Origin of the sequence: Capnocytophaga granulosa ATCC 51502, from assembly GCF_000411115.1 — a bacterium.
Taxonomy (GTDB): Bacteria; Bacteroidota; Bacteroidia; order Flavobacteriales; family Flavobacteriaceae; genus Capnocytophaga; species Capnocytophaga granulosa.
On record NZ_KE150242.1, the window covers coordinates 343,362 to 365,823 of the forward strand.

The 22,462-nt window shown below is 40.7% G+C and carries 20 protein-coding genes; 10 read left to right on the forward strand and 10 right to left on the reverse strand.

Annotated elements, in window-relative coordinates; genetic code table 11:
* Positions 1–134: 134 nt before the first annotated feature.
* The 5 genes from HMPREF9331_RS01455 to HMPREF9331_RS01475 form a co-directional block, all read right to left on the reverse strand.
* The gene (locus HMPREF9331_RS01455) at positions 135–1,310 is read right to left on the reverse strand and encodes a sigma-54-dependent transcriptional regulator (protein ID WP_016419407.1); all 1,176 of its coding nucleotides are present in this window, start codon (positions 1,308–1,310) and stop codon (positions 135–137) included.
* 12 nt (positions 1,311–1,322) lie between these two features.
* Positions 1,323–1,817, reverse strand: a complete 495-nt coding sequence (locus tag HMPREF9331_RS01460) for a hypothetical protein (RefSeq protein WP_009641388.1) — start codon at positions 1,815–1,817, stop codon at positions 1,323–1,325.
* A gap of 70 nt (positions 1,818–1,887) precedes the next feature.
* Positions 1,888–2,526, reverse strand: a complete 639-nt coding sequence (locus HMPREF9331_RS01465; protein ID WP_009641383.1) for a PASTA domain-containing protein — start codon at positions 2,524–2,526, stop codon at positions 1,888–1,890.
* 31 nt (positions 2,527–2,557) lie between these two features.
* Positions 2,558–3,106 carry a TlpA family protein disulfide reductase gene (locus tag HMPREF9331_RS01470; RefSeq protein ID WP_016419408.1) on the reverse strand — a complete coding sequence of 183 codons (549 nt, stop codon included), beginning with the start codon at positions 3,104–3,106 and terminating at the stop codon, positions 2,558–2,560.
* 63 nt (positions 3,107–3,169) lie between these two features.
* Positions 3,170–4,549, reverse strand: coding sequence for an exonuclease domain-containing protein (locus HMPREF9331_RS01475; RefSeq protein ID WP_016419409.1), 1,380 nt, complete (start codon positions 4,547–4,549; stop codon positions 3,170–3,172).
* Positions 4,550–4,699: 150 nt separating this feature from the next.
* On the opposite strand from HMPREF9331_RS01475, the gene HMPREF9331_RS12675 reads away from it, so the two are divergent.
* The 3 genes from HMPREF9331_RS12675 to HMPREF9331_RS01490 all read left to right on the forward strand — a co-directional run bounded on the left by HMPREF9331_RS12675 (position 4,700) and on the right by HMPREF9331_RS01490 (position 7,291).
* Positions 4,700–5,809 carry an adenylate kinase gene (locus HMPREF9331_RS12675; RefSeq protein ID WP_016419410.1) on the forward strand — a complete coding sequence of 370 codons (1,110 nt, stop codon included), beginning with the start codon at positions 4,700–4,702 and terminating at the stop codon, positions 5,807–5,809.
* Positions 5,810–5,964: 155 nt separating this feature from the next.
* Positions 5,965–6,534 (forward strand): hypothetical protein, encoded by a 570-nt coding sequence (locus HMPREF9331_RS01485; protein WP_016419411.1) that lies wholly within the window; start codon positions 5,965–5,967, stop codon positions 6,532–6,534.
* Between the two features lie 220 nt (positions 6,535–6,754).
* The gene (locus HMPREF9331_RS01490; protein ID WP_016419412.1) at positions 6,755–7,291 is read left to right on the forward strand and encodes a hypothetical protein; all 537 of its coding nucleotides are present in this window, start codon (positions 6,755–6,757) and stop codon (positions 7,289–7,291) included.
* A gap of 206 nt (positions 7,292–7,497) precedes the next feature.
* Here HMPREF9331_RS01490 and HMPREF9331_RS01495 read toward each other — a convergent pair whose 3' ends face one another.
* From HMPREF9331_RS01495 to HMPREF9331_RS01505, 3 genes are read right to left on the reverse strand one after another with little or no spacing between them, the layout of a single operon-like run.
* Positions 7,498–9,351, reverse strand: a complete 1,854-nt coding sequence (locus tag HMPREF9331_RS01495; protein ID WP_016419413.1) for a DNA topoisomerase IV subunit B — start codon at positions 9,349–9,351, stop codon at positions 7,498–7,500.
* Between the two features lie 42 nt (positions 9,352–9,393).
* Positions 9,394–10,104, reverse strand: coding sequence for a hypothetical protein (locus HMPREF9331_RS01500; protein WP_016419414.1), 711 nt, complete (start codon positions 10,102–10,104; stop codon positions 9,394–9,396).
* A 9-nt stretch (positions 10,105–10,113) separates the two neighbouring features.
* Positions 10,114–10,821 carry a porin family protein gene (locus tag HMPREF9331_RS01505; protein WP_016419415.1) on the reverse strand — a complete coding sequence of 236 codons (708 nt, stop codon included), beginning with the start codon at positions 10,819–10,821 and terminating at the stop codon, positions 10,114–10,116.
* A 106-nt stretch (positions 10,822–10,927) separates the two neighbouring features.
* On the opposite strand from HMPREF9331_RS01505, the gene HMPREF9331_RS01510 reads away from it, so the two are divergent.
* From HMPREF9331_RS01510 to HMPREF9331_RS01540, 7 genes are all read left to right on the forward strand, one after another.
* Positions 10,928–11,839, forward strand: coding sequence for a dimethylarginine dimethylaminohydrolase family protein (locus tag HMPREF9331_RS01510; protein WP_016419416.1), 912 nt, complete (start codon positions 10,928–10,930; stop codon positions 11,837–11,839).
* 22 nt (positions 11,840–11,861) lie between these two features.
* Complete coding sequence (locus HMPREF9331_RS01515; RefSeq protein WP_016419417.1) at positions 11,862–13,904, forward strand: HD family phosphohydrolase; 2,043 nt, start codon at positions 11,862–11,864, stop codon at positions 13,902–13,904.
* An 85-nt stretch (positions 13,905–13,989) separates the two neighbouring features.
* Positions 13,990–15,222 carry a metallophosphoesterase gene (locus tag HMPREF9331_RS01520; RefSeq protein WP_016419418.1) on the forward strand — a complete coding sequence of 411 codons (1,233 nt, stop codon included), beginning with the start codon at positions 13,990–13,992 and terminating at the stop codon, positions 15,220–15,222.
* A 78-nt stretch (positions 15,223–15,300) separates the two neighbouring features.
* On the forward strand, positions 15,301–15,603 hold the full coding sequence (locus tag HMPREF9331_RS01525; RefSeq protein WP_009641381.1) for a thioredoxin family protein: 303 nt from the start codon (positions 15,301–15,303) through the stop codon (positions 15,601–15,603).
* Positions 15,604–15,607: 4 nt separating this feature from the next.
* Positions 15,608–16,273 carry a trimeric intracellular cation channel family protein gene (locus tag HMPREF9331_RS01530; protein ID WP_016419419.1) on the forward strand — a complete coding sequence of 222 codons (666 nt, stop codon included), beginning with the start codon at positions 15,608–15,610 and terminating at the stop codon, positions 16,271–16,273.
* A gap of 128 nt (positions 16,274–16,401) precedes the next feature.
* On the forward strand, positions 16,402–19,242 hold the full coding sequence (gene uvrA, locus HMPREF9331_RS01535) for an excinuclease ABC subunit UvrA (RefSeq protein ID WP_040356836.1): 2,841 nt from the start codon (positions 16,402–16,404) through the stop codon (positions 19,240–19,242).
* Complete coding sequence (locus HMPREF9331_RS01540) at positions 19,239–20,354, forward strand: glycosyltransferase family 4 protein (protein WP_016419421.1); 1,116 nt, start codon at positions 19,239–19,241, stop codon at positions 20,352–20,354. Before uvrA ends, HMPREF9331_RS01540 begins: the two co-directional genes overlap by 4 nt.
* 4 nt (positions 20,355–20,358) lie before the next feature.
* Here HMPREF9331_RS01540 and HMPREF9331_RS01545 read toward each other — a convergent pair whose 3' ends face one another.
* Both HMPREF9331_RS01545 and HMPREF9331_RS01550 read right to left on the reverse strand, forming a co-directional pair.
* Positions 20,359–21,438: a mannose-1-phosphate guanylyltransferase gene (locus HMPREF9331_RS01545; RefSeq protein ID WP_016419422.1), complete on the reverse strand. Its 1,080-nt coding sequence runs from the start codon at positions 21,436–21,438 to the stop codon at positions 20,359–20,361.
* 62 nt (positions 21,439–21,500) lie between these two features.
* On the reverse strand, positions 21,501–22,370 hold the full coding sequence (locus HMPREF9331_RS01550) for a ComEA family DNA-binding protein (RefSeq protein WP_016419423.1): 870 nt from the start codon (positions 22,368–22,370) through the stop codon (positions 21,501–21,503).
* Positions 22,371–22,462 lie beyond the last annotated feature (92 nt).

The window sequence follows — 22,462 nt, forward strand, 5'->3', positions numbered from 1 at the left end:
TTAGTTTGTTTTCATTTTAAAGTGAAAAGGGAGGCTCCACAAAGCCTCCCATTTCTTTTATTTCTTAATAGTCCTAAAGAGGTACTAACATTAGTAGTCATTGACAATTAACCATTAATCCTTGACAATTGATTTTATTCTTTTCCGCCAAATGCCTTGACATCCTTTATGGTAACTTCTCCTTCGGAGAGGATCAGCAGGCGCTCTACCACATTTCTTAACTCTCGCACATTCCCACTCCAATCATATTGTTGGAGTTGTTCTATGGCCTTGGGCTGGAAGTGTTTGTTGATGCCTTGTTCCTGACAGATACTCTTGGTGAAGTGCTCTACCAAAAGGGGGATATCATCTCTACGTTCATTCAAAGAGGGAACTTCTAAAAGGATAACCGCCAAGCGGTGGTATAAGTCCTCTCGGAAACGCCCTTGGGCAATCTCCTGTTTGAGGTCTTTGTTGGTGGCAGCAATCACCCGTACATCTACAGCTATGTCTTTCTCGCTACCTACTTTGGTGATTTTCTTCTCTTGTAGGGCACGTAATACCTTAGCTTGAGCCGAAAGACTCATATCCCCAATCTCATCTAAGAAGATAGTGCCCTTATCTGCGGCCTCGAACTTGCCTACACGGTCTTTCACTGCCGAGGTAAAGGAGCCTTTGATATGTCCAAATAGTTCACTTTCGATAAGTTCCGATGGGATAGCAGCACAATTGACCTCTATCATGGGTTGCGCAGCACGCTCACTGCCTTGGTGTAGGGCACGGGCTACTAGTTCCTTTCCCGAACCATTAGGGCCTGTGATGAGTACTCGTACATCGGTAGGGGCGACCTTGTCAATCATGTCTTTAATCTTCTGTATAGCTGCACTCTTACCTATCATGGGTGAGGTAGGAGAGGTCTTCTTGGAAGTCTTATTCTCTCCCTTAGGTGTTTTTTCTTCCACAGGGGTAGTAGTCAGTGCATTGCGGACAGTAGAGAGCAACCGATTTAGATCAGGAGGTTTGGCTATATAGTCAAAGGCACCCATTTTCATGGCTTGTACAGCCGTCTCTAAGTCACCATGTCCTGAAATCATGACCATACGCAAGGCAGGCTTAAGGGCTTTAGCTTCCAAAAGTACCTCCAGTCCATCTTTCTTGGGCATTTTGATATCACAGAGTACCAAGTCATAGTCTGTTTTCTGGATCATATCCATGGCCTCCTGTCCATTGGTAGCTTCTTCTATCTGATAGCTTTTGTCCTCTTCACTGAGGATACTACCCAGCACACGCCGTATGGAGGCTTCATCTTCAACTAATAGTATTTTAGGCATGGCTTTATGATTTTATTTTACATCAATCACCAAAGGAAGTACATACTCAGTGGTGACACTCACTTGGTTTTTCTTGGCTGGAGTGAGAACGAACTCGAATCCTGCGGTCTTATCTTTTAAGATTTTCTCCAAGTCGGGGAGCAGCTCCAGTGTGTTATCGGAGGCCTCTACACTCTTTACACTTAGTACCCCTTCGTTGCTCACCACAAGGGTTACTTTTATAGTATCGCTTAGAGCACCGCCAATGGCCAATTTCTGGCTGTTGAGTGCCTCTTGGTAAGCCTTGGAAAGCCTATCGGTAAAGCATTTGAGTTTTTCGTCCTTAGTGGTGATACTCTCACACTCCTTAAACGAAGGATACTCATCAACCTCATCTCCCAGATCAGCTAAGCGCTTCTGAGCTTCTTGCTTATCTACTTCTTCTTGGGTGATTTCAGGCTCTGCGGACTTGCTTTCTTGGCAGGCATATAGGCTTATACAAAGTATGGAAAGTAATATCTTTTTCATTTGGCTATTTTTTTGGGGTGTAAATATACAATTTATTCTTTGATAATGGGAAATATTCTAAAAGATTTAACTAGAAGTCTATACCTTCTGAATTATCTGAACCACTGCCTTCTTGTGAGTTATCACCAGTGGTGTTGTCGGGTTCAGTCATGGAGAGTCCATTGCCACACTCTAAGTCTATAGACGAATTTTCAAGAATTTTGTCACCAGGCTTGATCTCTTTTCCTTTGTAGAAAGCTCTTAGTACAGCATCTTTACTGATATCATTGACATAAGTGACTCTACCGATCTTAATATTAAGAGAAGCCAGATTGGGACGAACTTCCTTTATAGGTCTTCGGATAATATTAGGTAGGTCTATCTTCCTAAAGTTGGTAGGGTTGATCGAAAGATATATCTTGCGGTCTTTCTTTACTTTTTCATTGGCCTCAGGGGTCTGTTTCATAACAGTATAAGGAGGATATTCCTTGTTGTAGGCTGTAGAATCTCTTACTTCGTAACGCAGGTGGCTCTTCTCTAAAAGCTCTTGGGCTTTGCTTAGGGAGACATGTTCAAGGTCAGGTACCACGATAAATTCCCCATGTCTTGTGAAACCATCCAAGGAGAGCAGTACAGCATAGATACCTGCGAAAAGGAGAAATAAGGCCAAGCATACCTGCAAGCCCCAAAAGCGAACATTTTTATTTTTGAAGATTTGTGTTATATTCATAGGATAATATTTTTTATAAGGTTTGTAAGTGTTATTTTATCAGTGTATCCAATAGTTTGCGTACTTTATCGCTGTTCCATCGGGTATTTCCGAAGCCCTGAGCGACTACTTTGTCTTGCTTATCTATGATATAGCCAGAGGGGATACGCTCAGGATCAAAGGGCATCTTCGCCCCTTGGATCAGGTAAGTAACCTTGAAGGTGAATTTGCGATCGCGTTGCTTCTGTTCTACAGGCTCAGGTAACTCATTGGTGATGATATAGAAAGCTACCTTGTCATGATAATCCTGATAGAGCTTGTCTATACCTATCAGGTCGGCTATACTCATTGCCCGCCATGAGGAAAAGAAATAGACGAACCTGACCTTCCCTTCGGATTGGGTGAAAGGAAATTGCTTGTTGTCCCTATCTTTCAGTGTCCAATCAGGGTCTATAGTATATTGTTTGTCCTGAGAGAGAAGCTCCACTTGGGAGGAGAAAATCCGTTGTAGGAGAATCTTGGCCTCATACCCTAAGTTAGTGGTAAAGAATGAAATAATGAGTGCTAAGAATAACAAATTCAGCACAGTACGTTTTTTCATAGGAAAATATTTCTTTTCGTGGGGGCAAAGTTACACAAAAAATGTGATTTTTCCCCTAAGATGTTAATCTTTTATCTCTATTTGTTTGGCCAAAGGGTGCGTACGTAAGTAGTGTTCTACCAGGTGTGCCATCTCAGCGTTATGCGTTAGTGGGGTGAGGTGTCGCTCAAGGATAGGTTTGGAAAGCTGATAGTTCAGCGAGATAAAGGCATAGCCCTTGATGCTACCATCCTCTATCAGGATGACACTTTTCTCATGTACGGTGCGTCCCTTATCCATAAGGACAAAGGTTCTACCTACAAGGCTATAGTGGGCAAGGGCTTCCTCCACTCGTTGGTTATAGGTCTCCACGGCTTCATCGCCCATACAAGCACCAGCACACTTACCGATAGAGTGGTTATAGCAGTAGGTACGCGCCTGGGAAAAACCATTGAGTTTGGTACAAAGCTCATAGCGCTCAGTCATCTCAAAGAGCATATTCAGCCCCTCTTCCTTGCTCTCAAAAATAGCTAAGGGCTGCTTGGCTCCTGCTCTTAACATGACAGAAAGGCAGAGATAGCCTGTCTTGTTCTTATGACAAACCAAAGCAAAGGGGTAGGTCTTCTTTTTCTTATACTTGCTCAGAGAGGCTTGTGCCTGAAGTTCTTCAGCTTCCTTGAGTGAGGCAATCAGCAGGGTACCTGTAAGCTCATACATGACCTTCCCTACATGCTTCCTAAGAAAAAGATCTCGCTTTCCCTCCGAGGTAAAGTGCTCATTGACCCGCTTATAGATGTTCTTACTCTTGGACAATAACAGTAGTTTTCCCGCCTTGTCATATAGATAATATACGCCCAACTGATTAGGTAGCCCATCCAAGAGCGAAAGCAGGTGAATGGGTAGGGTAGAGAGGTTTTGCTTGACAAACTCGCTTAGGGCTACCTTCTGGGTGTCCTTGTCCAAAAGGAGCTTAAAGAGGTGTACTGTGGCCATGGCATCTCCATTGGCTCGGTGTCGGTCAGAGAGCGGAATACCTAACGAACGAGCCAGCTTACCCAAGCTATACGAAGGCTCATCGGGGAGTAGGCGTTGGGACATCTCCACTGTACAGATGGTACTGCGCTGGTAATCAAAGCCTAATCGGCGAAACTCTAAGCACAGGATACGATAGTCAAAGGCTGCATTGTGGGCAACCAAGATACACCCCTCGGTTATCTCCACAATCCGCTTGGCTACCTCATAGAACTTCGGCGCTTGGCGAACCATCTTGTTGGAAATGCCTGTGAGGCGTACCACAAAGTCGTCTATCTTTCTTTCGGGATTGATAAGTGAGATGAAGCGATCGGTAACTTCCCGACCATCAAAGCGATAGATAGCAATTTCTGTAATGGCTTCCTCACCCATCTTACCTCCTGTGGTTTCTATATCTAAAATGGCGTACAAATCTACTTTTTTAATGGGCAAAGGTAGCAATTTTAGCTATTTTCACAAAAAGAAAAGTAGTTTATTTTTACCTTTGAAGAGAGGGCTTCATTTCTATAAAATAAAAATATGAAAAAAAGTATCATTATATGATAAAAAAATCATACCTTTGTAGCTTTAAAAACACTGTTTATGCTAATTAAAATACTTGATAAAGAGTTCCGCCCTTATATCTCCAGCGAAAGACTTGCTCAAGAGATCAAAAGGCTTGCCCAAGAGGTGGAGCAGCAGATGCAGGGGAAGAGACCTCTTTTCATTTCCATACTCAATGGTTCCTTCATGTTTGCTTCGGATTTTGTCCGTGCTTATCAGGGTGAGTGTGAGATTGCTTTTGTGCGCTTTTCCTCTTATGAGGGCATGCAAAGCACCCACAAGGTAAAACAACTCTTAGGCCTTCCTAAGGATATAGCAGGCCGCGATGTGGTGGTGATAGAAGATATAGTGGATACGGGTAATACCTTGGAGGAGATTTATAACCTCTTTGCCGACAAGCAGGTGGCTTCCTTGCGTATCATGACACTCTTCTTCAAGCCTGAAGCCTATAAGAAAAACTTGCCTATACACCATATAGGGTTCTCTATTCCCAACCGCTTTATCGTAGGTTATGGCTTAGACTATGACGAATTAGGACGAAATCTCCCAGAAATATATCAATTAAATATAGAAAATATGAAGAATTTGGTTTTGTTTGGCAAACCAGGCGCTGGAAAAGGAACACAAGCAGCTTTCCTAAAAGAAAAATATGGTTTGGTACATATCTCCACAGGCGATTTGTTCCGTCATCACTTGAAAAATGGTACAGAGCTCGGAGTATTAGCTCAATCTTATATGGATAAGGGAGCTCTTGTTCCCGATGAGGTAACGATCCAAATGCTCCAAGAGGAAATAGAAAAGAACCCCAATGCAGCAGGCTTTATCTTTGACGGATTCCCTCGAACCATAGCCCAAGCCGAAGCGCTAGATGCTTTCTTAGCTTCTAAGCAAATGAATATCAGTGCGACTTTAGCCCTTGATGCAGATGATGAAGAACTTATCAAAAGACTTGTAGAGCGAGGTAAAGTAAGTGGGCGCTCTGATGACCAAGACGAAGGCAAGATCCGCAACCGTTTTGTCGAATACAACCAAAAAACAGCTCCTCTGATTGACTTTTACAAAAAGCAAGGCAAATATCACCCTATCAATGGTATAGGCTCTATTGAGGAAATCACCCAGCGCCTCTCCAAAGTGATAGATGTGTTGTAAGGAATGTCTATAAAAAACATAAATCTCTAACCTCTATGGTTAGGGATTTTTTTATTGTATATTGGTATGATTTTTTGTATATTTGTCCTCGCTGGTATGGCTAACATATCAGAAAGGGCTTATGAGTGGTAAAATAAAATGTAAAGATTAGTTTTATGAAATATTATGCAATAAAGAATTATAGTGAACATATTACGGAAGAGAATTTCATGTTAGAAATGATGGATCTTAATGATAATCGTTGGTTAATCAATTATGGAATGCAATTAGATGAATCTTTTGATTACATTAATTTTAAGCTATATGGAGAAGAAAAATTATTCTTTGATCAAGATCTTATCACTCCCTATTTTGGAATTTACTTGGCAAGTGAAAGATTCCAAGATGTTATTTTGCAAGATTCTAAGATAAGTGAAGAGATACAATTGTTGTCCTTTAAGTTATTTAATACTAATGATGAAGAGATAAAACACAATTATAAGATTATCAACTTCCTACAAACAGAAGAATGTATTGATTGGGAGAAATCATACTTTAAGATAAGAGATGAAGCGAAGAAAAGTTATGTTTTTCTTAATGCTATTTATGATCCTTTAAAAATAGCTACACTTACCAAGGATTGTATATGTGTGGATAGTGAAAAGAGTATTTTTGTTTCTGAAGAAATAAAGAAGGAATGGCAGAAAATGAATTTGAATTGTCTTACTTTTTCTTTAGTAAGGTAACTTAACGCAACATATCTTGATAAATTTATAGTCAAACAGAAATGGTTTGCTAAAAAAGGCATGAGTAGGAGCAAAGTCTGTGAGAGTGGAGTATGTGAAATAGGGGATATTTACAAGACTTTAATTATCATATAGTTACAAGTACAATTATAGTCTAAAAATAGCTTGCGAAACTTGATTAAGTTGATTTAACTCTATTTGGTGTTATAAATTTTGTATGATGAAAAAAATAATTCTTGCTTTAATAGCTTTAAGTTGTAATAGTTGTATTAACAATTATTACTACAACGAAAACAGAGGTTTGCGCCCTAAAAAACCTAAATTTAGATTAGCCAAACCTTTGCCCTATCACCTGCAACCCGATGACTTAATCGATACTACTTGCGTGTATGTATATACAAGCTCCCAAAAAACTAAAATGGCCCTACGTTTCTTTGCTAATGGTCGTTTTATCAACAGCTTTGGCAATGCTGATTATAATAATTTGGAAGCAAATGAAATAGGATATTATAGAGTAGAAAATAAAAATATAGTACTAATGGAAACTTTTATAAGAAGTTCACCAGCAGCTGGTGGGGAAGGCATCTATTACAGAAGCGTAGGAATTATTAAAAACGATACACTATACGACGTATTAGGTGCGCAAAATTTATCAGATGTACATAGAGTAGGAGACGAAATATTAACTTTCTATCACATATATTACACCTATACAAAACAAAAAGCAGACACGCTAAAAGGAACTCCTAATTGGTGACAGATAACAATAAAAATACAACTGTTGTGATTCTCATGAGTTTTTATAAGGCCTTTGACCTTATTTATCCGTGGGAATCACAAAGTTTCACTTAGTTGTTATATCATTCTCTCTGTAAAAATCTGTGTTTCACATACCCAGCTGTGAGCACTCGCTGGCTTTGTGGGAGAAAAATATATTTTTACTTACGTCGAACTCGCGTTATTTTATACCTCATATTTGAGGTTATTGATGATAAAATCTTGGCGTTCAGGGGTGTTGTTCCCCATATAGAAGTCTAATAATTTCTCTATATGCATGGCCTTGTCCATCATTACAGGGTCAAGGCGCATATCCTGACCGATAAAGTGCTTGAACTCATCGGGGGAGATCTCTCCCAACCCTTTGAATCGCGTGATCTCTGGGTTTTTGAGCTTCGCTATGGCATTGACACGCTCTTCATCGGTATAGCAATAAATAGTTTCCTTGCTATTGCGCACACGGAATAGGGGTGTCTGTAGGATATAGACATGCCCTTCTTTGATGAGTTCAGGGAAGAACTGTAAGAAAAAGGTGATCAGTAGTAGGCGAATGTGCATCCCATCTACATCGGCATCGGTGGCAATGACAATATTGTTATATCGTAGGTTTTCTATGGAGTCCTCTATATCCAAAGCGGCTTGTAGGAGGTTGAACTCCTCGTTTTCATAGACAATTTTTTTGGTTTTCCCAAACGAGTTCAGTGGCTTTCCTCGTAGAGAGAATACCGCTTGAGTATTGGCATCGCGGGAGGTCGTGATAGACCCTGAAGCGGAGTTCCCCTCGGTGATAAAGAGGGTACTCTCAAGGGCTTGTTCGTGCTTACTATCGGTCAGGTGAATGCGACAGTCGCGTAGTTTTTTGTTGTGTAGGCTCACTTTCTTCGCTCGGTCCCGAGCGAGCTTACGAATATCGGATAGTTCCTTGCGTTCGCGCTCTGCTTGTAGGATTTTTTTCTGTATCTCTTCGGCAATCTCTGGTTGCTTATGTAGATAGTCGTCTAAGTGTTTTTGTACGAAATTGGTAATATAAGTACGTACAGAGGGCATACCTTCGCCCATTTCGGTAGAACCCAATTTGGTCTTAGTTTGACTCTCAAAAACAGGCTCCATCACCTTGATAGAGATAGCTCCAATAATGGACTTACGAATATCAGAGGCTTCATAAGGTTTGTTGTAATAGTTACGCAAGGTAGCCACAATGGCTTCGCGGTAAGCGTTCAGATGGGTACCTCCTTGGGTAGTATTCTGCCCATTGACAAACGAATAATATTGTTCGCTGTACTGGCTTTTGCTATGGGTGAGGGCAATCTCTATATCTTCCCCACTGAGGTGGATAATAGGATAGGCAAAATCTTCTTCGTTGTTGTCTTCTTTGAGCAGGTCTTCCAAACCATTTTCAGAGAAAAATTTCTCTCCATTATATACAATAGTAAGTCCAGGGTTGAGGTAGGTATAGTTCTTAAGCATCCTTACCACATATTCCGAACGGAATTTGTAGTTCTTGAAGATGGTTCCGTCGGGGACAAACGTTACTAAGGTACCTCTTTTTTCATTGGAGGCTTCCAAGGGAGATTCTTCTTGTAATACACCCAAAGAGAATGTGGCGCTTTTTCGCTGTCCATCACGTACGGAAGCTACATAGAAATAGGAGGAAAGTGCATTGACAGCCTTGGTACCTACTCCATTAAGCCCCACAGATTTTTTGAAAGCACGGGAATCATATTTTCCTCCTGTGTTCATCTTGGAAACTACATCTACCACTTTTCCCAAGGGAATCCCACGTCCGAAATCACGTACAGTAACCTTGTTATCCTCTATACGTACCTCTATCTGCTTACCAGCCCCCATGACAAACTCGTCTATGGAGTTATCAATCACCTCCTTCAGTAGGATATAGATCCCATCATCGGCCGAGGAGCCATCGCCGAGCTTACCTATGTACATACCAGGACGCATACGTACATGCTCCTGCCACTCAAGGGTCTGTATATTATCTTCTCCGTATTCAGTAATGGGTTTGTTAAAATCTATGGGTTCCATTTGTGTTTTCTATAGTTGTTAAGGGTTTGATTTGTTTTTATATTATAACTGTCCTATTTTCAGTAGTTCAAAACTCTTAGTATGTAAGTTTGCTACAAAATCATAATCAATGAAAGAGACCCTATTTCTTATATCTTTGAAAGAAGTATAGGCTATTTTCTGTTCAAATTCTCGTTTCCTTTCTACTGCACTAAGAATATAGAACCTAGTATAGAAATCTTGTAATTCGTTGAATTTGAGTAGTGAATTTTGTATATCAGTGGTATGTTCTACTTCAAAGAAAGCATGAGGGAATTTCCGCTCATTGAACCATATGACATCAATAGTTTTGGCTCTTTTGATCACTTCGGGATAGGTGAAATCTAATATCTGATCTAAGGAAGAGACATTACCTAATTTTCTATCAAGGAATAGTTTATTCTTATCCTGCGGTGGGATATATGTGTGGTATCCCTTGAGGTTTCCAATTTCAACCAATAATCCTTGGAAATAGGAATGGGAAAAATCTTGTTCTTTCTTAGCGGATACTTCTAATTCAAATTTCTCTAAAAGCTGCTCTTTGTGACTTTTCAGTGCCCATAGTCCTGCTTTTATTTTGAAAAAGAAGCGTTCGTCCTGAACAATTCGTCTTATGGTAGCAAAAGGTGTTTTGGTTTTCCATTCAGACGTATCTACATGATGATAAAGAAAACCAAGGGTAGCCCATCCTCCGTTTTCTTCCATAATCTTGATAACTTCTTCATGTTGTTTCATGCTTTGGCGTTAATTACTCTTTTTATATCCCAGCTTGTACCCTACTCCTACTGAGATGAGAGTGAGAGAAAAGCCTGTACTATTGCTAAAATCTACACCACGAACTTTGTGGCCAGTAATAGGGGTGAGATTACAAGATATGCGCATATCGGCGGTGATCATCACTCGCTTGATGTCCCAGAGCACACCGCCTCCTACTTGCCCTGTAAGAACAAGTCGGTTAAAATGTGGGGTTACATTCTCATCAGGGGCATTAAACCAACCATTAGTATAGGAGGCATGGGTTAAGAATTTGAGAGAAAAACCTGCTTGTAGGTACCCCCTGAACATACGCTTGCCTTCCCATTGTAGCAGACAAGGAGCATCTATATATTGGAGGGAAAAATGTCTTTTTTCTTCATAGAGACTTTCTCTATAATAAGGCCCCCTATCCTTTTCGGGAACATCAAAGCCACTGAGATGAGTTCCCTCATTCTTATATAGAAGTTCAGTATGTAATACCCAATGCTTTTCTTTGAGAGGAATCCGAGCAAAGACGCCTGAATTGAAAACGCCCCAATTCCCATAGGTGTTGAATTTTTTCCCATCTTCATTATATAAGGGAGAAATAGAAGAAGCATAGACTAATGGATTATTGAGCCGTATCCCAACAGTAATTTGTGCTATACCCACTGTGGAAGTGAGCAATAGCAACAGTAAAAAGATATGTTTTTTCATAGCAGGAGAATTTATTGTTTAGGCAGGCAAAGATATAATTTTTTCTTTTTTTTGCCAAATAAATATTTCATATATTTTCCGTATATTTGCACCAAAATTAATCCTAATGAAAATACAAATAAAGAACGAGACCAATCGCCTACGAGCTGTTATCTTAGGAACCGCTCAGAGCAATGGGGCTACCCCCACAGCTCAAGAGGCTTATGACCCTAAATCTTTAGAACATATATTGGCAGGAACCTATCCTAAGGAAGCAGACATGATTCCCGAAATGGAGGCTTTCGCCCAAGTGCTTAAAAAATATGAGGTAGAAGTATACCGTCCTGAATTAATAGAGAATTGCAACCAGATTTTCACCCGTGATATTGGTTTTGTCATAGAGGACAAGTTTATTAAAGCTAATATTCTACCTGAAAGAGAAGAAGAATATCAAGCTATTGAGTATATAGTTCGCCAGATTCCTCCTTCTCAATATATCGTTCCTTCCCCTGAAATACATATAGAAGGAGGCGATGTGATGCCATGGAATGATTATATCTTCGTAGGCACTTACTATGGAGCTGATTATACAAATTATAAGACAGCACGCACCAATAGGGAAGGAGTAGAGCTACTTAAAGCACTCTTTCCTAACAAGATAGTGAAGGCATTTGACTTGGTTAAGTCCAACACAGAACCTCGTGATAACGCACTACATTTGGATTGTTGTTTTCAGCCAGTGGGAACAAATAAGGGGATTATCTATAAGGGTGGTTTCCGTAATGAACAGGAATACCAATATTTGGTAGATCTCTTTGGTAAGGATAACCTCTTTCATATAGAACGAGAGGAGATGTACCAAATGTTCAGCAATGTATTCTCTATCTCACCAGAGGTGGTAGTTTCCGAACGTAGTTTTACTCGCCTAAATAATTGGCTTAGGGAGCAAGGTTTTACGGTAGAGGAAATTCCCTATGCTGAGATTGCCAAGCAGGAAGGACTTTTGCGTTGTTCTACCCTGCCACTACTAAGAGACTAATCGTTTTTAACTCCATACACTTATGGCTATAAAACATTTTTGGTACAAGCTATATGCCAAGCAGGGACTGCTTTACAAGCTCTTTTTGGCAGTAGTGCTAGTTGTGGCTATTGTCTTCCTTTTGCCCAAAGGGAGCAAGTTCTCCTATGAGTTTCAGGCAGGTAAGCCTTGGCTATATCCTGCACTCTATGCGCCTTTTGACTTTACTCTGAAGAAGACAAGCGAACAGTTGGCCAAGGAAAAGCAATATATTGAGAGCCAATCGCCTACTTATTTCTTTAGGGATACTACGGTATTGGCTTCTGTTCAGAAGAATTATTACCAAAAGGCACTGACTTACTTTGCTTCAGTGGAGGCTGCAACCCAAGAAAAGCTCTTGCGCAAGGGGGAGGATTTCCTTAAGAAAGCCTATCGCCATGGGGTATTTTATGCCTCTGGAGAACTGACCGATAAACAGGTATTTCTGGTAGAGGGAAATGAGGTGTTTACCTTTGCCCCTAACAGATTCTTTTTTCTCAACCAAACCAAGGAGGCAGTACTTTCTTATTTTGCAGAGAAGCCCTTTGCTCCCTATATGGATACTTACTATACGATCCTCTCGGAGGTGATGTTACCTGATATATTTGTCGATGAGCACTTTACCCAACGTACTTTGGAGGAGCGACTTAAGAATATTGTTCATTCATATGGAATAGTCAAAAAAGGACAACTCATTATAGAAAAAGGACAATTTGTCTCAGGCGAGCGTCTTACGATGCTTACCTCCTTACAAAAGGAGTATGCCCTCAATAGTGCGGAACATCTCACTTCCTTGTCCCTTTTGGGGTATATCCTGATTGTTTCTATGCTGGTGAGTATGATACTGCTCTATTTGTATCATTTCAAGAAGGATTTGTTTACCAATAATAATATTGTAACTCTTATCTTCACAACCATATTGCTCTTTGTAGCGGGGGTATCTTGGACGGCAAAGGTAGATACTGATTATATATATGCCTTACCTATTTGTATCTTTCCGCTGGTGATGAAGGCTTTCTTTGACCTGCGCTTAGGTATGTTCTTATACCTGATTACCCTGTTACTCATTGGCTTTATTGTACCTAACAGTTTTCAATTTATCTATACCAATGCCATTGTGGCAGGCGTGCTCTTGTTGGACACTAAGGGGATGCACTATAGGATTAATTTATTCTTGACGATTACTTATATAGTTATTGCTTATATAGTAACCTACCTCTGTCAACTAATGATATCCACGGGCAGTCTTCAGGGAATAAATTATCTTACCATCGGCTTTTTTATTCTCAATGGATTTTTGACACTTTTTATCCAGCCACTCACTTATATATATGAGAAGGTATTTGGCTTGGTGTCCAATGTCTCTCTTTTGGAACTTTCCGATACACACAATAAGCTACTGAGGGAACTCTCTGAAAAGGCACCTGGCTCTTTCCAGCACTCTTTGCAAGTATCCAATTTGGCCGAGGCTAGTGCATTGGCCATTGGTGCCAATGCCATGTTGGTTCGTGTAGGAGCGCTCTATCATGATATAGGTAAGATGAAGAACCCTCTTTATTTTACCGAAAACCAGAAAACTTCGGTCAATCCTCATGACGAACTTACAGCCGTGGAGAGTGCTAAGATTATCAAGAGTCATGTGATAGATGGTATTGAGATGGCAAGAGCAAATAATATCCCTGATCATATCATTGACTTTATCCGAACCCATCATGGCAATAGCCTTATTTACTATTTCTATAAAAAACAGTTGGACTCAGGAGAACCTTTCAATGAGGACGATTTCCGCTACTCTGGGCCTATTCCTTTTTCTAAAGAGACAGCTATTCTTATGATGTCCGATTCGGTAGAGGCTGCCTCCAAGAGCTTGGTTAATCCTACTACCGAAGCTATTGATGCGCTGGTGGAAGCTATTATTAAGAAACAAATAGAGGAAAAGCAATACCTCAATGCTGATATTACTTTCAAGGATATAGAGAAGATCAAGAAGGTACTCAAGGAAAAACTCTTTAATATCTATCACTTGCGTATTGCCTATCCAAAATAGGTGTTTTTTGTTAAAAATATCTTTACCATGGTGCAACATGCTTGCTTTTTGTTGTATTTTTGCGGGCTATTTAATAGGATAAGAAATGCATCATTTTATCAATTATTTTTGTATCTTCTACGTACTGATGGTACTTCTGAGTGCTTTTTGTGTACGTAAGGCGGTAAAGTATAAGGTTTTTACTTACCTATATTATATACTATCAGCTTTTTTTCTTTTTTACTTTCTATACTATTGGAATGAATCCTTTTCGGGTGTATGGGATAGCCATAGGCAATTTTCCTTTGGGCTTTTCCTCTCATGGCTCTTATTTGCCACGCTTATAAGTATATTCTTCTTAGGGGAGACGCTAGTACGCTTGCTATGTGCGCCTTTCCGTATGAAAAAGGAAAAAGTAATTCCCTCTCGTAGGCGCTTTGTAAGCCTTATAGGAATGGGTGTGGCAGCCATTCCCTTTGCCGGAATGATCTATGGGATGCTTTGGGGTAAGTACAACTTTCGGGTGATAAAGCATACACTCTATTTTGATGATCTTCCCGAGGCTTTTGATGGGTATCGTATCGTGCATATTTCCGATATTCATTCAGGTAGTTTTGACAATGTTGAAAAAGTACAATATGGTATAGATATGATCAATGCCCAAAAGGGTGATGTAATCTTCTTCACAGGAGATTTGGTCAATAATAAGGCAGAGGAGATGCTCCCTTGGATCTCACACTTTAAGCAATTGCATGCTAAGGATGGGGTGTATTCTGTATTGGGTAACCATGACTATGGTGATTATGTACAGTGGGATTCACCACAGGACAAGCTTAAAAATTTAGAAGACCTCAAGGGAATACATCAGCAGTTGGGTTTTTGTTTGCTCAATAACGAATCTGTATTTCTCACTCGTGGCCAGCAACGTATTGCAGTAGTAGGTGTGGAAAACTGGGGGCAAGGCTTTGTCAAAAAAGGAGACCTTAAGCAGGCCTTACATGAGGTAGATAAGAAGGATTTCAAGGTGCTTCTCTCTCATGATCCTACCCATTGGCAATATGAGGTGATAGATAGTCCTAACTTTATTCACCTGACCCTGACCGGACACACCCATGGGATGCAGTTTGGTATAGAAATTCCTGGGGTGATCAAGTGGAGTCCTGCCAGTTGGCGTTATAAGTATTGGGGAGGAATCTATAAAGAAAAGGGTAAGTATATCAATGTAAATCGTGGTTTTGGTTACTTAGCTTTCCCAGGTCGAGTAGGGATGCCTCCCGAAATTACTGTTATAGAACTCAGGAAAAAGGATAAAAATACGCCTACAGACCTGCAAAATTAAGCACATTAAGGGCGCTTAATTTAGAAAAAAATCTTATATTTGCAGCGTGATAGCTATAAAAGAAAAACTATAATAAATATGTCAGTATTTGGAGATATAATAAGCACTAGTAAGCCCGTACTTATTGTTTTTTATGCGGGCTGGCATTATCTGACTGAGGATGCGAGCACTTCCATACAGCAAGTGGCCGATTCCTTAGGCGAAGCGGTACGTGTGATCAAAATTGATATTGATAATAACAAGGAACTTACCAAAAAGCTACAGATCAACGGGATTCCTACTTATATGATCTTTCATAAGGGAGAACTCGTATGGCGTACCGAAGCACTCCAACCTACAGCCAACCTAATCAGTGCTATAAAACCATTTATAGAATTATAGAAAAATGAACGAAATCACTCTATGGGGGAGTCTAAGTCAAGAGATGACAGCCATCATTACAGACCCTATTTATTTGTGGGACCTTATAGGTACCTTTGTTTTCGGAATTTCGGGCGTCTTGCTCGGTTTAGAACGCCGTATGGACGTCTTTGGTATGTTCATCTTGGCTTTCGTAACGGGGGTAGGAGGAGGAACACTCCGCGATATTATGATTGGGAGTATTCCTGTCTTTTGGATGAAAAACCTCATGTATATCTTTATGATTGCTTTGAGTGTGGCCTTTACCATTCTTTTCAAGCGCAAGTTTGCTGCACACTGGAACTACTGGTTATTACTCTTTGATGCCATTGGGTTGGGGGTATTTACCATTATTGGTTTGGAAAAAGCACTTCGCTTTGACCTTTCTCCGACTATAGCTATTGTATTGGGTACTATGACAGGAAGCTTTGGAGGGGTCATTCGAGATGTCTTAGCCAATAGGATGCCTGCCATTTTTCAGAAAGAAATCTATGCAACAGCTTGTGTAGCAGGTGGTACAGTGTATTTCTTGCTCAATGGGGTTATGGCTGATAATCATAATTGGGTGGTATTTGTAACGATCTGTGTGGTGATAGTTGTACGTATGCTCTCCTTGAAGCACCATTGGGAACTGCCTAAATTCCTTAATTAGATATTGTTTTCTAGATAAAATTAGTTTTTTCAATAGAGTTACTTACTTTTGTAGCAGGTCGTCCTTATAGGGAGGTTTGCAGGGCAAAAGTAAGTACTTTCTTTTAACTTCATCTGCATTTGCAATACATGAAAAAAGATAAAAATATTATAGTACAAGGGGCAAGAGTACATAACCTCAAGGATATAGATGTACAGATTCCTCGTTATGAACTGGTGGTAGTAACAGGCTTATCGGGTAGTGGTAAGTCGTCTTTGGTCTTTGATACGATTTATGCTGAGGGACAACGCCGCTATATAGAGACTTTCTCTGCCTATGCCCGTCAGTTCTTAGGTGGATTGGAACGTCCCGATGTGGATAAGATAGATGGTCTCTCTCCTGTGATTGCCATTGAGCAGAAGACCACTTCCAAGTCGCCTCGCTCTACTGTGGGGACAATTACCGAAATCTATGACTTTCTGCGTTTACTCTATGCCCGTGCCTCCGATGCCTATAGCTATCGTACAGGTGAGAAGATGGTTAGCTATACCGATAGCCAGATACAAGAGTTGATCCTACAAGAGTACCAGGGCAAGGCGATCCATATCTTAGCTCCCGTAGTACAGTCGCGTAAGGGGCATTACCGCGAACTCTTTGAGCAAATTGCCAAGCAGGGATTCCTTAAGGTACGTGTAGATGGCCAGATTCGTGAAATAGAGTATGGTATGAAGCTCGATCGCTATAAAACCCATGATATAGAGGTGGTAATTGACCGATTGGAGATCAAAAACAATGATACTACTCAGCGTCGCCTGTCCGAAAGCATACAGACAGCTATGCGACATGGTAATGGAATCCTGATGATACTGGCAGATAAAAAGGATGTTCCTCGCTACTTTAGCCGTAACCTTATGTGTCCCACTACAGGGATTTCTTATCCATTACCAGAGCCGAATACTTTTTCTTTTAATTCTCCCAAAGGGATGTGTCCGCACTGTAATGGACTGGGAATAGTACAGGAGGTAACCCTGAGCAAGCTCATTCCTGATATGTCGCTCTCTATCAAGCAGGGGGCTATCACAGCCATAGGAGCTGAGAAAAAAACTTGGATATTCCAGCAAATAGAAACTATACTTAGGAAGTTTGGACACAAACTCTCCGACCCTGTGGAGAAACTCCCTAAAGAGGCTATAGATATGATTCTTTTTGGGGGAAAAGAGAAATTCTCTGAGAAATCTGAAGTTATGGGGCTAACCCGTGATTTCTCTATTGATTTTGAGGGAATTGTCAATTTCATAGAACAACAATACCAAGATACAGAAAGTAGCGCCTCTATGCAGCGTTGGGCAAAAGATTTCATGGAAGAAAAGCCCTGTCCTGAGTGTGAGGGTTCTCGTCTGAGGAAAGAGGCGCTGTATTTCCGTATTGCTGATAAGAATATAGCCGAACTTTCTGCTATGGACATAGCCGAACTGATGCAGTGGTTTGATGCCTTGCCAGAAAAGCTCTCTGCTCGCCAAGAAAAGATTGCCCATGAAATCCTTAAAGAGATAAGCGAACGCCTACGTTTTCTCTTGGATGTGGGACTTGATTACCTCTCCTTGGGCAGAAGTTCCAAAACTCTTTCGGGGGGAGAGGCACAGCGTATCCGCCTAGCTACCCAAATAGGTTCCAAGCTCACCAATGTACTTTATACCTTAGACGAACCCAGTATAGGTTTGCATCAGCGTGATAATGAGCGGCTGATCAAATCCCTAAAATCACTTCGAGATATAGGCAATTCGGTAGTGGTAGTAGAGCACGATGCTGATATGATGCTCCATGCTGACTACGTAATCGATATAGGCCCTAAGGCAGGTAAGGGTGGGGGAGAGGTAATTTTCGCAGGCTCTCCTAAAGAAATGCTTAAGGCGCATACCCTGACGGCCTCTTACCTCAATGGAGAACGTGCCATAGAGGTGCCTGAGGAACGTCGCCAAGGTAACGGACATTTTATAGAACTCGTAGGCTGTACAGGCAATAACCTTAAAAATATATCGGTCAAATTCCCTTTGGGGATGATGATAGGGGTTACAGGAGTGTCAGGCTCGGGCAAATCAACCCTAATCAACGAGACTCTCTATCCGATTCTCAATGCACATTTCTACAATGCCCTGAAAAAACCCATGCCTTACAAGCAGATTTTGGGGCTGGAACATATAGATAAAGTGATAGATATAGACCAATCACCTATTGGGCGTATTCCGCGCTCTAATCCTGCCACTTATACAGGTGTCTTTGGCGAAATACGTGACCTCTTTGCCCATACGCCAGAGGCAATGATCAGGGGCTACAAACCAGGGCGCTTTAGCTTCAATGTCAAGGGAGGCCGTTGTGAAACCTGTGAGGGCGGAGGTATGAAAGTGATTGAAATGAACTTCCTTCCCGATGTTTTGGTAGAGTGTGAGACTTGCCATGGTAAGCGTTTTAATAGAGAAACTCTTGAGATTCGCTACAAAGGAAAATCCATAGCCGATGTACTAGCGATGACTATAGATGAGGCAGTGGCTTTCTTTGAACCCATTCCGAAAATCTATCGAAAGCTCAAGACGATACAGGAAGTGGGACTGGGTTATATTACCTTAGGGCAACCCTCTACCACTCTTTCAGGGGGTGAAGCACAACGTATCAAGCTGGCTACAGAACTCTCCAAGCGTGATACAGGTAATACTTTCTATATCCTGGACGAACCCACTACAGGACTACACTTTGAGGATATAAAAATCCTAATGGAAGTGCTTAACAAGCTTACCGAAAAGGGAAATACGGTGCTTATTATTGAGCATAACCTAGATGTAATCAAGATGATGGATTATCTTATAGACATAGGCCCTGAAGGAGGCAAGGGAGGCGGTCAGGTAGTGGCTATGGGGACACCTGAGCAAGTGGCTAAGAGTAAAAAGAGCTATACAGCTAAGTTTTTGAAAGAGGTTTTAAAAACAGAGAAATGAGAATAGGATTCGATGCCAAGCGGGCTTTTCATAACTTTCGCGGTTTGGGTAACTACAGCCGAGACCTGATTCGTATCTTGCAAGAGAGAACAGATACGGAATTAGTACTTTTTAACCCTAAAAGAAGAAAATTCTTAGGGGTAAAGATTACCCCAAGGACTACAGAGATCAATCCCAAAGGCTTTTTTTGGAAAAAACTCAAAAGTCTTTGGCGGCTTTTTCATATTACAACCCTTGCCAAAGAACAGCAACTTGATATCTATCACGGGCTTTCTGGGGAGATTCCTATAGGTATATACAAGTATGTCCCTACGGTAGTAACCATACACGATCTTATTTTCTTGCGTTTTCCCCAGTGGTATAGTGCTTTTGACAGAAAGATACATACTCTCAAGTTTCGCTATGCAGCTGAGAAAGCACAACATATTATTGCTATCAGTGAGCAAACCAAGCGAGATATAGTAGATTATTTTCATATAGATCCTAATAAAATATCGGTAGTATATCAGGGATGTCATGCCGCTTTTAAGCAAACCTATACGGAGGAAGAAAAAGCCAAAGTAAGAGAAAAATATGCCCTACCTGACCGATTTGTTCTCAATGTAGGGGCTATAGAGGAGCGAAAGAATGCTTTAGAGATAGTAAAAGCACTCAAAGGTACTGACTTGCCGCTGATTATGGTAGGAAAAAAAACGGCCTATTACGAGAAGATAGAGGCTTATTGCAAGGAAAATGATATGCAGTCTCAAGTAAGAGTACTCTCTGGGGTTTCCATGCAGGAGTTGGCTATGATATACCAAGCCGCAACGATATTTTGTTATCCTTCTGTCTTTGAAGGCTTTGGAATTCCTATTATAGAAGCCCTCTTTTCCAAAACCCCAGTGATTACCTCCCAAGGGAGTTGCTTTGAAGAAGCTGGAGGTAGTGGTAGTATCTATATAAACCCTACCGAGAATACACCGCAGGAGATTCGGCAGGCTATAGAGGAACTTCTTTCCTCGCCTGAACATATGCAACAGATGAGAGAGGTAGGCTATAACTATGTACAAAAATTCACAGACGAAAACGTCTGTGAAAATCTGTTGAAGGTATATCAAAAGGTGATTTCTTAAACCATTAAGAGAGGTTGTTACCAAACTTCTCTTTGACTTCTCCCAAGAGTTCCTTGATACTCTGTTCTTTTTCCTTAGGGTAGATCATCAATACCGAAGCGGTATCTACAATGATATAGTGTTCTATACCATCTACAATCACCACCTTGTTGGTATCGGTACGAATGATATTATCAGAGGAGTTTTTAAAGAGAGTAAGTGCATTGACCACTGCATTGTTATTAGAATCCTTAGCCAATTTCTCGTGTAGGGAACCCCAAGTACCTAAATCATTCCAATCAAATCCAACAGGATATACATAGATATTATCCGAAGGCTCCATAATGGCATAATCTACTGATATATTTTCTGCTTTTCCATAATTATCCCTGATAAATTCCCATTCCTGTGGGGTATTATAAGCTGCCTCTCCTTCCTTGAAGAGTGAGAACAAATTGGGTTGGAATCTTTCAAAAGCTCTCAATACACTTTGTGTCCGCCAGATAAAGATACCCGCATTCCATAGGTAGTTTCCTTCTGTGAGAAACTGTTTAGCACGCTCATAATCAGGTTTTTCGGTGAATTGTAGAACCTTTTTACTGGGTTTGCTGTCAGTTTTGTCATATTGTATATAACCATAACCTGTATTAGGGAAAGTAGGTTTGATTCCCAAGGTCATCAGAATATCCTGTTGTTCACATAAGGTAAAGCAACTCCTTACATTGTCCTGAAATTCGTCCTCTTGTTCTATCCAGTGGTCGGAAGGAGCTACAATAAAAACGGCGTTTGGATTGCGCTTTTGAATCTTCATAGTAGCATAGAGAATACACGGAGCTGTATTGCGCATGGAGGGTTCCAAGACCAAATTCTCATCGGAGATACCTGATAGCTGTGTCTTTACTAAGTTTTTATAAATCTCATTGGTAGAGATAAGAATATTTTCTTTGGGGATAAAGCCCGTCAAACGTTGGTAGGTGCGCTGCAAGAGTGTCTGACCTGTGCCTAACATGTCATGAAATTGCTTAGGGAAAGCCCAAGTACTTACTGGCCAAAAGCGAGAGCCAACGCCCCCTGCCATAATAATAGCATAATGATTCTTATTCATATAGATTGAAATAATAAAGTGCAAAAATACAATATATTAACCAAACCAGCAAAGAAAAGAGGCTATTTTTCTACTTTCAGATACCAGCTGAGTTGTTCTATCTTTTCTTGAGAGAAGCCCATGGCTTGTAAGTCCTTTAGCGAACTTAGATTTCCTTGCTCTGAACGAAAGATAAGTAGGGCTTCTACCTCTTTGTAGTTGAGATAGGGTACCTTGGAGAGTTCTTTTTTAGAGGCAAGATTGAGATCTATTTTGGTAATCTGAGCAGGGGTGAGTAGGTCAAAGTATTTCCAAACTTCTGTGATGATTTCCTCGGAAAGGCCATACACCTCACCTAATTGTTTTTTAGAAGAGAAGCCTCCTAAGCGCTCTCGGTATTTTAGGATACGTTCGGAGAGCTTTTCTCCTATCCCTCGTATGGGGAGTAAATCCTCTGTTGTGGCGGTATTGAGGTCTTTCTTGACAATCTTTGCTGAGGTCTTGTTGTCATAGCTATAGAAAGAACCATTCTTTTTCTTGCTCACCCAATCAGGGAATTTGAACAAGGGGGCTATAGTAGCCAAGAGAGAATCGGAGACTCCAGTTACCTCTTGGAACTCCTTAGCGGAATTGACGTACTTGCCTGTCTCTCTAAAGACTTGCAAGCGGGAGAGTTCTTGGGCGGAAATTCCCAAAATATAGGCCTTATAATCTGAAATGAAATTGGGATTAAAGGGACTTATTGTATATTGCTTGGCCTTCTCTTGTGCTTTTAGGCTATCTATCCGCTGTTGGAAAGCTATAAGATTTTCCTGAGAGAAAGCAATAGCAGGAGAGGGAATATCTATCACAAAATAAGCTACTTGTAACAATATACAACAACATACGAGTCCCAAAACACCTCGTTTTTGTTGCCTTGTCCAATAGGAGATACCAGTAGTATATCTTTTCATTTGAGAGGAGACTTAACCTTGAGCTAACAAAAATACGAATTTTTAGGTAGAAAAACAAGAAAAATATTTGGTAGTCATTGTGATTCTTCCTA